A 14864-nucleotide genomic window follows, 5' to 3' on the forward strand; every position below is an offset into this window, starting at 1 on the left:
TTGGAACATTTAGAAGAACTATGGGCTAAAGTTCTCTCTGAGGTAGAAAAAAAGACTTCTAAACCTAGTTTTGAAACTTGGTTAAAGTCAACCAAGCTACTTTCATATAAAGGAGAAACTGTAACGATAGCTGCTCCTAATTCCTTTGCAAGAGATTGGCTTGAAAATCATTATGTTCACCTAATTGCCGGAATACTAACTGAGTTAACAGGCAATGAACTACTTATTTCGTTTGTTGTACCTAAAAATCAAGGTTTGGATGATTTTGAAGTACCAAGTCCTAAAATTTCTTCAAATAATGGAGATCAACCTGATTTTTCACCAGGAATGTTAAATTCCAAGTATACGTTCGATACATTTGTAATTGGCTCTGGAAACCGCTTTGCTCATGCTGCATCTTTAGCTGTGGCAGAAGCTCCTGCAAAAGCCTATAACCCTCTATTTGTATATGGAGGAGTTGGATTAGGTAAAACCCACTTAATGCATGCGATTGGTCATTATGTTCAAGAACACAATCCAAATGCAAAAGTGGTTTATTTATCTTCAGAAAAATTTACAAATGAGTTTATTAACTCCATACGTGATAATAAAACAATTGAATTTCGCAATAAATATCGTAATATTGATGTCCTATTAATTGATGATATTCAATTCCTTGCAGGAAAAGAATCAACTCAGGAAGAATTTTTTCATACTTTTAATGCTTTACATGAAGAATCTAAGCAAATTGTCATTTCAAGTGATCGACCACCAAAAGAAATTCCTACACTCGAGGATCGTCTTCGTTCAAGATTTGAATGGGGTTTGATAACAGATATTGCACCACCTGATTTAGAAACTAGAACTGCAATTTTACGTAAAAAGGCAAGAGCGGATGGCTTAGATATATCGGACGAAGTAATGGCTTATATTGCAAATCAAATAGATTCGAATATTCGCGAATTAGAAGGTGCACTAATACGAGTAGTTGCCTATTCTTCTCTCGTAAATAAAGATATTAACCCTGACTTAGCCGCCGAAGCACTTAAAGACATTTTGCCAAACGCTCGTCCACGAATTATTACAATTCTAGATATTCAAAAGGTTGTAGGAGAGCATTTTCATATAAGACTAGAGGATTTTACTGCTAAAAAACGGACTAAATCTATTGCATTTCCTCGACAAGTAGCAATGTATCTTTCTCGCGAGTTAACTGATTTCTCTTTACCTAAAATTGGAGAAGAATTTGGAGGACGTGATCACACGACTGTGATTCATGCGCATGAGAAAATTTCGAGAATGCTTAAAGATGATCTAAACTTACAAGATGATGTAAAACAAATAAAGTCTATTTTAGGACGATAAAAGAAGTTGTGGATAAGTTGTATTGTTATCATTTAGTTTAACCACAACTTATCCACATGTGGATACTTTAGCGCGAGTAAGGGAAAATGATGTTATCAACAAATCCACAGCCCCTATTACTATATCTATTAATCTTTTAATAAATAATAATTATATAAGTGAGGTAGGAAAATGAAATTCAATATAACAAGAGATAGTTTGTTAGAGGGATTGAATGATGTAATGAAAGCGGTAAGTTCTAAAACAACTGTTCCGATATTAACTGGATTAAAATTAGAGGTTATAAATTCAGGTCTTTATATTACTGGTAGTGATTCTGATATCACAATTCAAACATTTATCCCTACAGAAAAAAATGGAGAACAAATTATTAAAATTACGGAAACAGGTTCTATAGTTTTACAAGCAAAAGTATTTAGTGAGATTGTACGTAAGTTGCCTACAAATGATATAGAGATTGAAGTTACTAACCAGTTTCAAACACATATTCGCTCAGGAAAATCTGAATTTAGTCTAATAGGATTAGATGCCACCGAATATCCGTTACTTCCGCAAATTGAAGAAAATCGTCAATTTTTTATGCCTTCAGACTTATTAAAATCAATTATTAAAGAAACTGTATTTGCTGTATCTACCTCAGAAAGTCGCCCTGTCCTCACTGGAGTAAACTGGCAGATTAAAAATGGTGAACTTCATTGTGTAGCAACAGATAGTCATCGATTAGCCAGTAGAAAAACTAGCGTAAAAGAATTACCGGAAGAAGAATATACTGTTGTAATTCCAGGGAAGAGCTTAAACGAATTAAATAAAATCTTAGAAGAAACGTCTTCTGAAGTTGCTATTGTAATGACCCAACAACAAATTTTATTTAAAACAGAAGATGTATTATTTTATTCCAGATTATTAGAAGGTAACTATCCGGATACATCTCGATTAATCCCAAGTGAATATAAAACAACAATTTTAGTTAACGGAAAGTCGTTACTACAAGCAATAGATCGTGCATCATTACTAGCAAGAGAAGAAAGAAATAATGTCGTTCGTTTTTCAACGATTGGACAAGGATTTGTTGAGGTATCCTCGAATTCTCCAGAAATAGGTAATGTAGAAGAGCAAATTTTGGCAGAGTCTATCGACGGAGAAGAGTTAAAAATCTCCTTTAGTGCAAAGTATATGATGGATGCACTAAAAGCTATTGATGGACAAGATATAAAAATATTATTTTCCGGAACTATGAGACCCTTTGTTTTGAAGTCAGTACATGATGATTCCATTTTGCAACTAATTTTGCCAGTAAGAACATATTAATTTTAAGATAGTCACTTCGGTGACTATCTTTTTTTACTTATTTGATTATTTAGAGTAAAATGAAGGGATAATGAAAATGAGAAGAGGTTGAATTATTTTTGGAAAATATTCGATTTGACACGGAATTTATCACACTTGGTCAGTTATTAAAAATGACAGATGTAATAAGTTCTGGTGGAATGGCTAAATGGTTTTTAAGTGAAAATAGTGTTTATGTGAATGGTGAAATAGATCAGCGAAGAGGCCGAAAACTTCGAAATAAGGATATAGTGAATATTCCTGGTGTAGGAAAATTCCAATTGATTGGACCAGAGAACGGGGATTGACATGTATATCGAACGATTAGAACTAAAAGATTACCGTAATTATGATTCTATTCAATTGGATTTTTCCTCTAAAATTAATGTCTTGATCGGAGAAAATGCGCAAGGAAAAACAAATTTAATGGAATCACTATATGTTTTATCTATGGCGAAGTCACACAGAACAGCTAATGATAAAGAATTGATACGCTGGGATGCAGACTATGGTAAAATAAAAGGTGATATTCAAAAGAGATATGGTCGTTTGCCTTTAGAATTAATATTGTCAAAAAAAGGTAAAAAAGCAAAAGTTAATCACCTCGAGCAAACAAAGCTTAGTTATTATATTGGACAGTTGAATGTAGTTATGTTTGCACCAGAAGATTTATATTTAGTAAAAGGAAGTCCACAAGTTAGAAGACGGTTTCTTGATATGGAGATCGGTCAAATTTCCCCTGTTTATTTACATGATTTACTTCATTTCCAAAAAGTATTAAAACAACGAAATCATATTCTAAAACAGCATCAAGGGAAATCATTATTAAACGACGTCATGTTTGATGTATATACAGAACAATATATAGATGCTGCTGTAAAGGTTATTCAAAAAAGATTTCAATTCATGGACTTATTACAAAAGTGGGCAGAGCCAATTCATTTTGGTATTTCTAGAGGTCTAGAAAAGTTGACAGTATCCTATCATACAGCTTCTGGCATAAAAGCAGATTGGTCGGAAAATGAAATGAAAGACCATCTAGAAAAAAGATTATTTGAAAGTCAAAAAAGAGAACTTGATAGAGGTGTAACCTTAACAGGTCCTCACAGAGATGATCTCCAATTTTTTGTGAATAATTATGATGTTCAAACATACGGATCCCAAGGACAACAGCGTACAACGGCATTATCTTTAAAACTTGCTGAGATAGAGCTTATAAAACAGGAGGTAGGTGAAGCTCCTGTTTTATTACTGGATGACGTTTTGTCAGAACTTGATGATTATAGACAGTCTCATTTGTTAAATACCATTCAAGGGGATGTACAAACCTTTGTCACTACTACAAGTGTAGATGGTCTTGCACATGAAACTATTCAACAGGCTCAAATGTTTCATGTGGAACAAGGGGCAGTTGTGATAAAACAATAAATTTCTAATATATTAAAATAGATTAGTTTCACCATTATTGAAGTGATGAAAGAGTGGGTGAGCAAGTTGGCAATGGAAGAAAAAGAATTAGAATCATCTTATGATGCTGAACAGATACAAGTTTTAGAGGGATTAGAAGCTGTAAGAAAACGTCCAGGGATGTATATTGGTACTACCAGTTCAAAAGGACTCCACCATTTGGTGTGGGAAATAGTCGATAATAGTATTGATGAAGCACTTGCAGGCTATTGCGATCATATTATCGTCACAATTGAAAAAGACAATTGGATCCGAGTAGAAGATAATGGACGTGGAATCCCTGTAAGTAATCAAGAAAAAATGGGAAAACCAGCAGTTGAAGTAATCATGACTGTTCTCCATGCTGGAGGTAAATTTGGCGGTGGAGGCTATAAAGTCTCCGGTGGACTTCACGGAGTTGGTGCATCTGTTGTAAATGCCCTTTCTGAGTTTACAGAAGTATATGTTAAACGTGATGGAAAAATTCATAGTATTAAATTTGAACGAGGAGATGTTAGTTCTCCATTAGCTGTTGTTGGTGATTCAGATGAAACTGGAACATTAACAAGATTTAAAGCAGACTTTGAAATTTTCACTGAAACTACTGTATATGAATTTGATCTTTTATCCCATCGTGTACGTGAACTGGCTTATCTAAATCGTGGATTGTCTATTACAATTGCGGATGAACGAGAAGGACAAGAAAAATCTATTAAATATTACTATGAAGGCGGAATAAAATCTTACGTGGAGGATCTTAATAAATCTAAAGAGCCAATTACGGAAGAAGCAATATTTGTAGAAGGCGAAAAAGATGGTATTTCCATTGAAATTGCTATGCAATATAATGCCGGATATTCGTCTAATATATTATCTTTTGCGAATAATATTAATACGTATGAGGGTGGAACACATGAGTCAGGTTTCAAAATGGCACTCACTCGTGTTATTAATGACTACGCTAGAAAAAATGGTCTCTTAAAAGATGCTGATACTAATTTATCGGGGGACGATGTAAGGGAAGGTTTAACAGCAATCGTCTCCGTTAAACACCCTAATCCCCAATTTGAAGGACAAACGAAGACAAAACTAGGTAATTCAGAAGTGAGTACTATTACAAATAGTTTATTTGCAGAAGGCTTTGATCGTTTTTTATTAGAAAATCCCCAAGTTGCCCGAAAAGTTGTAGACAAAGGCCTAATGGCTGCAAGAGCTCGTCTCGCTGCTAAAAAAGCTCGTGAATTTACTCGTAGAAAGTCAGCTTTAGAAGTTTCAAGTCTTCCTGGGAAACTGGCAGATTGTTCTTCGCGTGTACCTGCAGAAAGCGAATTGTATATCGTAGAAGGTGACTCTGCTGGTGGTTCGGCAAAATCAGGACGAGATCGTCACTTCCAAGCAATATTACCTTTGCGTGGGAAAATTTTAAACGTGGAAAAAGCACGTTTAGATAGAATTCTTGGAAACGCTGAAATACGTGCCATGATTACAGCTCTTGGTACCGGTATTGGAGAAGAATTTACTTTAGAAAAAGCTCGTTACCATAAAATAATCATAATGACTGATGCTGATGTTGACGGTGCACATATTAGAACTTTATTACTTACATTCTTCTTTCGATTCATGAGACCATTAATCGAAGCTGGCTATGTGTATGCTGCACAACCACCGTTATATCAAGTGAAACAAGGGAAACATGTAGAATATTGCTATAATGACGAACAACTAAAAGAAATTATAGATCGTTTACCGAAAACTTCAAAACCTAATATTCAACGATACAAAGGGCTCGGTGAAATGGATGCAACGCAACTATGGGATACAACAATGGACCCCGACGTTCGCACATTACTTCAAATAAACTTAGACAATGCCATGGAGGCAGATGCTGTATTTGAACAGTTAATGGGTGAAGATGTAGAGCCTAGACGTCTATTTATCGAAGAAAATGCAGTATACGTTAAAAATTTAGATATTTAAGTAAGTGTGTGACTGGAGGTATTGAGAATGTCGGAAATTCCAAATAAAGGCGTTAGAGGGATTAATATTAGTCAAGAAATGAAAACATCTTTCCTTGACTATGCAATGAGCGTAATTGTATCCCGCGCATTACCAGATGTTCGTGATGGTTTAAAACCCGTTCATCGTCGAATCTTATATGGTATGCAAGAATTGGGGAATACACCGGATAAACCTCATAAAAAATCTGCTCGTATTGTTGGAGACGTTATGGGGAAGTATCATCCACATGGTGACTCTTCCATTTATGAAGCAATGGTTCGTATGGCACAAGATTTTAGTTATCGTTATATGTTGGTGGATGGTCATGGTAACTTTGGTTCTGTAGATGGTGACGGAGCAGCTGCTATGCGTTATACAGAATCTCGTATGTCTAAAATTGCTTTAGAATTATTACGGGACATCAATAAAAATACCATTGATTATAAAGATAACTACGATGGACAAGAAAAAGAACCTGTTGTTTTGCCTAGTAGATATCCAAACTTACTGGTAAATGGTGCTTCGGGTATTGCTGTCGGGATGGCAACAAATATTCCTTCTCATAATTTAGGTGAAGTAATTGATGGAGTATTAGCTTTATCTGAAAATCCTGCAATTACAATTGAAGAGTTAATGACCATAATCCCTGGTCCTGACTTTCCTACAGCGGGTATTATCTTAGGTAGAAGCGGTATTCGTCGTGCATATGAAACAGGTAGAGGTTCTGTATTAATTCGAGCAAAAGTTGAAATAGAGCTTAAAGCTAGTGGTAAAGAAGTAATTATTGTTACTGAATTACCTTATCAAGTAAACAAAGCCCGTTTAATTGAGAAAATTGCAGAATTAGTTCGTGATAAAAAAATTGATGGTATTACCCATTTAGCAGATGAATCTGACCGAAATGGTATGCGAATTGTAATTGAAGTTAGAAAAGATGCTAATTCACATGTTTTACTTAACAATTTATATAAACAGACTGCATTACAATCTAGCTTTGGAGTCAATATGCTCGCACTTGTTGATAATCAACCTAAAGTATTGAACATAAAAGAAATGCTTTACCATTATCTAGAGCATCAAAAAGTAATTATTCGTCGTCGTACTCAATTTGAACTAAATAAAGCAGAAGATCGTGCTCATATTTTAGAGGGCTTCCGAATTGCTTTAGATCATATAGATGAAATTATTACATTAATCAGAGCTTCTCAAACCGGCGAAGAAGCAAAAAATGGTTTAATGGAGAAATTCAATTTATCTGAACGTCAAGCCCAAGCAATTTTAGATATGCGTTTGCAACGTTTAACAGGGTTAGAACGTGACAAGATTGAAGACGAGTATAGTGCACTTGTAAAGCTGATAGATGAATTGAAATTTATTTTAGCAAATGACTATAGAATACTTGAGATAATAAGAGAAGAGATTACAGAAATTAAAGATCGTTATAGTGATAAGCGGAGAACAGAAATTGTTGCTGGTGGAGCAGAAGTGTTAGAAGATGAAGACTTAATTCCAGTGGAAAACTCTGTCCTTACTTTAACCAATAAAGGTTACATTAAACGTTTACCTGCAAATACGTATAAGAGCCAAAAACGTGGCGGTCGTGGTGTCCAAGGAATGGGAACGAACGAAAATGACTTTGTAGAACATTTATTGAATACATCAACACATGACACTATATTGTTTTTTACAAACAAAGGAAAAGTGTATCGTGCAAGAGGATTCGAAGTTCCAGAATATGGCCGTACAGCGAAAGGCTTGCCACTTGTTAACTTGCTAGGCATTGAAAAAGATGAACAAGTTACTGCAATGATACCAATGGCTTCTTTCGAAGAAGATAACTATTTCATTTTCACAACAAAACAAGGCGTAACGAAGCGCTCTCCTGTATCTGGTTTTGCTCATATTCGAGCAAATGGATTAATCGCCATCTCTTTACGTGAAGACGATGAACTTATTGCAGTACGTTTAACAGATGGAAGTAAACAAATCATTATTGGGACACGTCAAGGAAAATTAGTCCGATTTGAAGAAACAGATATCCGCTCTATGGGTAGAACAGCCGGTGGGGTTAGAGGTATTCGTTTAAAAGATGACGATTATGTAGTTGGTATGGAAATTATCGAACCTGAACAAGAAATTTTAGTTGTAACAGAAAATGGTTACGGCAAACGAACACCAGAATTAGAATACCGCTTACAGAGTCGTGGTGGAATGGGTGTAAAAACTTGCCAAATTACCGATAAAAACGGTCCTTTATCTGCAGTTAAGGCAGTTGATGGAACAGAGGATCTAATGTTAATTACGATAAACGGTATGCTTATTCGAATGGATGTAAATGACATATCATTAACTGGTAGAAGCACACAAGGTGTCCGATTAATGAGATTAGCGGATGATGAGTTAATTGCTACTGTTGCAAAAGTAGAAAAAGAAGAAGAAGACGGAGAAGAAGTAGTAGATGAAATTTCTTCTAATGAAATAAATGGGTCTATAATAGAAAATACAGAAGAATAAATGAAAAAACTCTTAGGCAATATTTTTGTCTTAGAGTTTTTTTGCATATTTAAATAATGAATATTTGGTATAATTAAGAAAAATTAGAGAGAAGGAGGAAATATATTGGAATATATATTAGAGAATTTGGACGAGTTAAGATTAGGAAGTATTATTGCGGAAGATATTTTGGTTAATACGCAATCTCCTATTATACGAAAAGACACAAAAGTATCAAGAGAGCATATTCAAGTATTACGTGCTTTTAATATAAACAAAGTACCAATAGTAATTGATAACCAATTTAATAGAGCTGACGAAGAAATAATGAGCAAATTAAACAACAAAAAAGTAAATAAAATTAAAAAAGAAACTCTACCAGAAATGAAAGTGGAATTTATTAATTTATATAATGATGGAGTGAATAACTATCACAAGGAATTTAGTACCTGGGAATCGGGGATGAAAGTTGATGTAGCAAAGTTACGAAATATATTAATACCTCTAATAGAAAGTGCATCGGCAGAAAGACAAATCTTTTTCCATTTGAATGACTACTCTTCTATTGACAAGTATATTGCTCATCATTCCATAGCGGTTGGAATACTTTCAGGTGCCATCGCTAAAAAAATGGGATACTCAGGTGGACAAACTATTCAAATAGCAACTGCAGGCTTAATGGCTGATATTGGGATGGCAAAAGTAGATAAAAAAATTAGAGAGAAAAAGTCGTATTTAACAGAAGCAGACTTTTCCGAGATTAAGAAACATACGATTCACAGTTTTCAAATGGTTAAAGACAGTCCATTACTAAAGCCTGAGATGAAAATTGCTATTTTCCAACATCACGAAAGATTAGATGGTAGTGGTTATCCAAAAGGTGAAAAGTTGGATAGCATTTCAACACTTTCTCAAATAATTGCTGTAGCGGATGTTTATCATGCTATGACATCAGAACGAATATATCGCGCAAAAAGTTCATCTTTTAAAGTATTGGAAATGATTAAAGAAGAAGAGTTCGGTAAATATAACATTGAGGTCGTAGATGCTTTGATTTCATTAGTAGGTGCTCTACCTATTTCTACACCAGTTCTTTTATCTACAGGGGAAAAAGGAGAAGTAGTATTCATTCATAGAGATTCGCCATTTCGACCTATGATTAGATTAACTGAGTCTGGCCAAATAATTGATTTGGCAGCAAATAGAACTGTTTATATAGAGACAATTATGTAACTAATTTATCTTGCTCTTTCCTAACTTTATTCAGAAGGGAAAGGGCTTTTTATTTTATTTCAACAAAGTGTTGACATAGATGTTTATTCTTGATATTATATAGAAGTCGCCAAAACAAGTCGATAACATGAACATTGAAAACTGAACATGCAAAACGTTAAGAAATATAGCTTGAAAGGCTGACTTCGGTTAGTCCGACAGCAAAACAATTTGGACATCATATAATGATGATGCCAGCAAAACAAAATGAGCTTTTTAAGTTCTCTATTATGGAGAGTTTGATCCTGGCTCAGGACGAACGCTGGCGGCATGCCTAATACATGCAAGTCGAGCGAATGACGAAGAAGCTTGCTTCTTTTGATTTAGCGGCGGACGGGTGAGTAACACGTGGGCAACCTGCCCTGTAGATTGGGATAACTCCGGGAAACCGGGGCTAATACCGAATAATCCATTTCCTCACATGGGGAAATGTTAAAAGACGGCATCTCGCTGTCACTACAGGATGGGCCCGCGGCGCATTAGCTAGTTGGTGAGGTAACGGCTCACCAAGGCGACGATGCGTAGCCGACCTGAGAGGGTGATCGGCCACACTGGGACTGAGACACGGCCCAGACTCCTACGGGAGGCAGCAGTAGGGAATCTTCCACAATGGACGAAAGTCTGATGGAGCAATGCCGCGTGAGTGAAGAAGGTTTTCGGATCGTAAAACTCTGTTGTGAGGGAAGAACAAGTACGAGAGTAACTGCTCGTACCTTGACGGTACCTCATTAGAAAGCCACGGCTAACTACGTGCCAGCAGCCGCGGTAATACGTAGGTGGCAAGCGTTGTCCGGAATTATTGGGCGTAAAGCGCGCGCAGGCGGTCCTTTAAGTCTGATGTGAAATCCCACGGCTCAACCGTGGAAGGTCATTGGAAACTGGGGGACTTGAGTACAGAAGAGGAAAGCGGAATTCCAAGTGTAGCGGTGAAATGCGTAGAGATTTGGAGGAACACCAGTGGCGAAGGCGGCTTTCTGGTCTGTAACTGACGCTGAGGCGCGAAAGCGTGGGGAGCAAACAGGATTAGATACCCTGGTAGTCCACGCCGTAAACGATGAGTGCTAAGTGTTAGGGGGTTTCCGCCCCTTAGTGCTGCAGCTAACGCATTAAGCACTCCGCCTGGGGAGTACGGTCGCAAGACTGAAACTCAAAGGAATTGACGGGGGCCCGCACAAGCGGTGGAGCATGTGGTTTAATTCGAAGCAACGCGAAGAACCTTACCAGGTCTTGACATCCCGCTGACCGTTCTAGAGATAGATCTTTCCCTTCGGGGACAGCGGTGACAGGTGGTGCATGGTTGTCGTCAGCTCGTGTCGTGAGATGTTGGGTTAAGTCCCGCAACGAGCGCAACCCTTGATCTTAGTTGCCAGCATTTAGTTGGGCACTCTAAGGTGACTGCCGGTGATAAACCGGAGGAAGGTGGGGATGACGTCAAATCATCATGCCCCTTATGACCTGGGCTACACACGTGCTACAATGGACGGTACAGAGGGTCGCAACCCCGCGAGGGTGAGCTAATCCCATAAAACCGTTCTCAGTTCGGATTGTAGGCTGCAACTCGCCTACATGAAGCCGGAATCGCTAGTAATCGTGGATCAGCATGCCACGGTGAATACGTTCCCGGGCCTTGTACACACCGCCCGTCACACCACGAGAGTTTGTAACACCCGAAGTCGGTGGGGTAACCCTTACGGGAGCCAGCCGCCGAAGGTGGGACAGATGATTGGGGTGAAGTCGTAACAAGGTAGCCGTATCGGAAGGTGCGGCTGGATCACCTCCTTTCTAAGGATAATATCGGAATACAGATTTTTATCTGTATCTTAACGTTTTGCAGTTCAGTTTTGAATGTTCATTTTTATGAGCATTTGAAAACTTGTTCTTTGAAAACTGGATAAAATGACATTGAAAGAAACAAATTCAAGAAATTCAATTTGTAATCACTTTTGTGATTATATTTTGCGTAGTATTTTTAACTACTATTTTTCAGGGTTTCAATTTTAATTGGAAGCCGAATTAGGTTAAGTTAATAAGGGCGCGCGGTGAATGCCTTGGCACTAGGAGCCGAAGAAGGACGGCACTAACACCGATATGCTTCGGGGAGCTGTAAGTGAGCTTTGATCCGGAGATTTCCGAATGGGGAAACCCACTGTTCGTAATGGAGCAGTACATTTACGTGAATACATAGCGTATCTGTGGCACACCCAGGGAACTGAAACATCTAAGTACCTGGAGGAAGAGAAAGAAAAATCGATTCCCTGAGTAGCGGCGAGCGAAACGGGAATAGCCCAAACCAAGAGGCTTGCCTCTTGGGGTTGTAGGACACTCTACATAGAGTTACAAAGGAATGAGCTAGACGAAGCGATCTGGAAAGGTCCGCAGGATAGGGTAAAAGCCCCGTAGTCAAAAGTTCATTCTCTCTTGAGTGTATCCTGAGTACGGCGGAACACGTGAAATTCCGTCGGAATCTGGGAGGACCATCTCCCAAGGCTAAATACTACCTAGTGACCGATAGTGAACCAGTACCGTGAGGGAAAGGTGAAAAGCACCCCGGAAGGGGAGTGAAATAGATCCTGAAACCGCGTGCCTACAAGTAGTCAGAGCCCGTTAATGGGTGATGGCGTGCCTTTTGTAGAATGAACCGGCGAGTTACGATTACATGCAAGGTTAAGTTGAGAAGACGGAGCCGCAGCGAAAGCGAGTCTGAATAGGGCGAATGAGTATGTGGTCGTAGACCCGAAACCAGGTGATCTACCCATGTCCAGGATGAAGGTAAGGTAACACTTACTGGAGGTCCGAACCCACGCACGTTGAAAAGTGCGGGGATGAGGTGTGGGTAGCGGAGAAATTCCAATCGAACCTGGAGATAGCTGGTTCTCTCCGAAATAGCTTTAGGGCTAGCCTCAAACGTTAGAATCTTGGAGGTAGAGCACTGTTTGGACTAGGGGCCCATCCCGGGTTACCGAATTCAGACAAACTCCGAATGCCAATGATTTATGTTTGGGAGTCAGACTGCGAGTGATAAGATCCGTAGTCAAGAGGGAAACAGCCCAGACCACCAGCTAAGGTCCCAAAGTATTTGTTAAGTGGAAAAGGATGTGGCGTTGCTTAGACAACCAGGATGTTGGCTTAGAAGCAGCCATCATTTAAAGAGTGCGTAATAGCTCACTGGTCGAGTGACGCTGCGCCGAAAATGTATCGGGGCTAAACAAATCACCGAAGCTGTGGATTGATACCTATGGTATCAGTGGTAGGAGAGCGTTCTAAGGGCGTTGAAGTCAGACCGGAAGGACTGGTGGAGCGCTTAGAAGTGAGAATGCCGGTATGAGTAGCGAAAGATGGGTGAGAATCCCATCCACCGTATGACTAAGGTTTCCTGAGGAAGGCTCGTCCGCTCAGGGTTAGTCGGGACCTAAGTCGAGGCCGATAGGCGTAGACGATGGACAACAGGTTGATATTCCTGTACCACCAAACCACCGTTTGAGCAATGGGGGGACGCAGAAGGATAGGGTAAGCATGCTGTTGGTTATGCATGTCCAAGCAGTGAGGTGTGAGTGTAGGCAAATCCGCACTCTGTAACATTGAGCTGTGATGGCGAGGACTTAGTCCGAAGTTCCTGATTTCACACTGCCAAGAAAAGCCTCTAGCGAGGTGATAGGTGCCCGTACCGCAAACCGACACAGGTAGTCGAGGAGAGAATCCTAAGGTGAGCGAGAGAACTCTCGTTAAGGAACTCGGCAAAATGACCCCGTAACTTCGGGAGAAGGGGTGCTCTTTTGGGTGTATAGCCTAGAAGAGCCGCAGTGAATAGGCCCAGGCGACTGTTTAGCAAAAACACAGGTCTCTGCAAAACCGTAAGGTGAAGTATAGGGGCTGACGCCTGCCCGGTGCTGGAAGGTTAAGAGGAGTGCTTAGCGCAAGCGAAGGTGCGAATTGAAGCCCCAGTAAACGGCGGCCGTAACTATAACGGTCCTAAGGTAGCGAAATTCCTTGTCGGGTAAGTTCCGACCCGCACGAAAGGCGTAACGATCTGGGCACTGTCTCAACGAGAGACTCGGTGAAATTATAGTACCTGTGAAGATGCAGGTTACCCGCGACAGGACGGAAAGACCCCGTGGAGCTTTACTATAGCTTGATATTGAATTTTGGTGCAACTTGTACAGGATAGGCAGGAGCCTTAGAGCCCGGAGCGCCAGCTTCGGAGGAGGCGTCGGTGGGATACTGCCCTGGTTGTATTGAAATTCTAACCCATACCCGTAACCCGGGTAGGAGACAGTGTCAGGCGGGTAGTTTGACTGGGGCGGTCGCCTCCTAAAGTGTAACGGAGGCGCCCAAAGGTTCCCTCAGAATGGTTGGAAATCATTCGAAGAGTGTAAAGGCAGAAGGGAGCTTGACTGCGAGACCTACAAGTCGAGCAGGGTCGAAAGACGGGCTTAGTGATCCGGTGGTTCCGCATGGAAGGGCCATCGCTCAACGGATAAAAGCTACCCCGGGGATAACAGGCTTATCTCCCCCAAGAGTCCACATCGACGGGGAGGTTTGGCACCTCGATGTCGGCTCATCGCATCCTGGGGCTGTAGTCGGTCCCAAGGGTTGGGCTGTTCGCCCATTAAAGCGGTACGCGAGCTGGGTTCAGAACGTCGTGAGACAGTTCGGTCCCTATCCGTCGTGGGCGTAGGAAATTTGAGAGGAGCTGTCCTTAGTACGAGAGGACCGGGATGGACACACCGCTGGTGTACCAGTTGTTCTGCCAAGAGCATCGCTGGGTAGCTATGTGTGGACGGGATAAGTGCTGAAAGCATCTAAGCACGAAGCCCCCCTCAAGATGAGATTTCCCATTACGCAAGTAAGTAAGATCCCTCAAAGACGATGAGGTAGATAGGTTCGGGGTGGAAGCGTGGCGACATGTGCAGCTGACGAATACTAATCGATCGAGGACTTAACCAAATAGAATTTGAATATTTCAATGTCTTTTATCCAGTTTTGAG

General features: G+C 39.8%; 6 protein-coding genes, 2 rRNA genes and 1 pseudogene. All 9 read left to right on the forward strand.

Annotation, left to right across the window (positions count from 1 at the left end):
- Positions 1-37: 37 nt before the first annotated feature.
- Positions 38-1344: pseudogene (gene dnaA, locus ACEPXG_RS00005) on the forward strand (chromosomal replication initiator protein DnaA); the annotation flags it as partial.
- 171 nt (positions 1345-1515) lie between these two features.
- Positions 1516-2652 carry a DNA polymerase III subunit beta gene (gene dnaN / locus ACEPXG_RS00010; protein ID WP_391206054.1) on the forward strand — a complete coding sequence of 379 codons (1137 nt, stop codon included), beginning with the start codon at positions 1516-1518 and terminating at the stop codon, positions 2650-2652.
- A 98-nt stretch (positions 2653-2750) separates the two neighbouring features.
- The gene (yaaA, locus tag ACEPXG_RS00015) at positions 2751-2978 is read left to right on the forward strand and encodes a S4 domain-containing protein YaaA (RefSeq protein WP_391206057.1); all 228 of its coding nucleotides are present in this window, start codon (positions 2751-2753) and stop codon (positions 2976-2978) included.
- A 1-nt stretch (position 2979) separates the two neighbouring features.
- The gene (recF, locus tag ACEPXG_RS00020; protein WP_391206060.1) at positions 2980-4098 is read left to right on the forward strand and encodes a DNA replication/repair protein RecF; all 1119 of its coding nucleotides are present in this window, start codon (positions 2980-2982) and stop codon (positions 4096-4098) included.
- A 72-nt stretch (positions 4099-4170) separates the two neighbouring features.
- Positions 4171-6093, forward strand: coding sequence for a DNA topoisomerase (ATP-hydrolyzing) subunit B (gene gyrB / locus ACEPXG_RS00025; protein WP_391210016.1), 1923 nt, complete (start codon positions 4171-4173; stop codon positions 6091-6093).
- A gap of 27 nt (positions 6094-6120) precedes the next feature.
- Complete coding sequence (gene gyrA, locus ACEPXG_RS00030) at positions 6121-8628, forward strand: DNA gyrase subunit A (protein WP_391206063.1); 2508 nt, start codon at positions 6121-6123, stop codon at positions 8626-8628.
- A 105-nt stretch (positions 8629-8733) separates the two neighbouring features.
- Positions 8734-9840 carry an HD-GYP domain-containing protein gene (locus ACEPXG_RS00035; protein ID WP_391206066.1) on the forward strand — a complete coding sequence of 369 codons (1107 nt, stop codon included), beginning with the start codon at positions 8734-8736 and terminating at the stop codon, positions 9838-9840.
- Positions 9841-10106: 266 nt separating this feature from the next.
- A 16S ribosomal RNA gene (locus ACEPXG_RS00040) occupies positions 10107-11661 on the forward strand.
- A gap of 234 nt (positions 11662-11895) precedes the next feature.
- A 23S ribosomal RNA gene (locus ACEPXG_RS00045) occupies positions 11896-14823 on the forward strand.
- Together the 16S and 23S rRNA genes form the textbook arrangement of a ribosomal RNA operon.
- Positions 14824-14864 lie beyond the last annotated feature (41 nt).

Source organism: Psychrobacillus sp. L4 (assembly GCF_042944905.1).
Taxonomy (GTDB): Bacteria; Bacillota; Bacilli; order Bacillales_A; family Planococcaceae; genus Psychrobacillus.

Bases quoted from the DNA above. Each gene is read 5' to 3' on its own strand.
- dnaN (WP_391206054.1), top strand. From the start codon at position 1,516: ATGAAATTCAATATAACAAGAGATAGTTTGTTAGAGGGATTGAATGAT.
- recF (WP_391206060.1), top strand. From the start codon at position 2,980: ATGTATATCGAACGATTAGAACTAAAAGATTACCGTAATTATGATTCT.
- gyrB (WP_391210016.1), top strand. From the start codon at position 4,171: ATGGAAGAAAAAGAATTAGAATCATCTTATGATGCTGAACAGATACAA.
- gyrA (WP_391206063.1), top strand. From the start codon at position 6,121: ATGTCGGAAATTCCAAATAAAGGCGTTAGAGGGATTAATATTAGTCAA.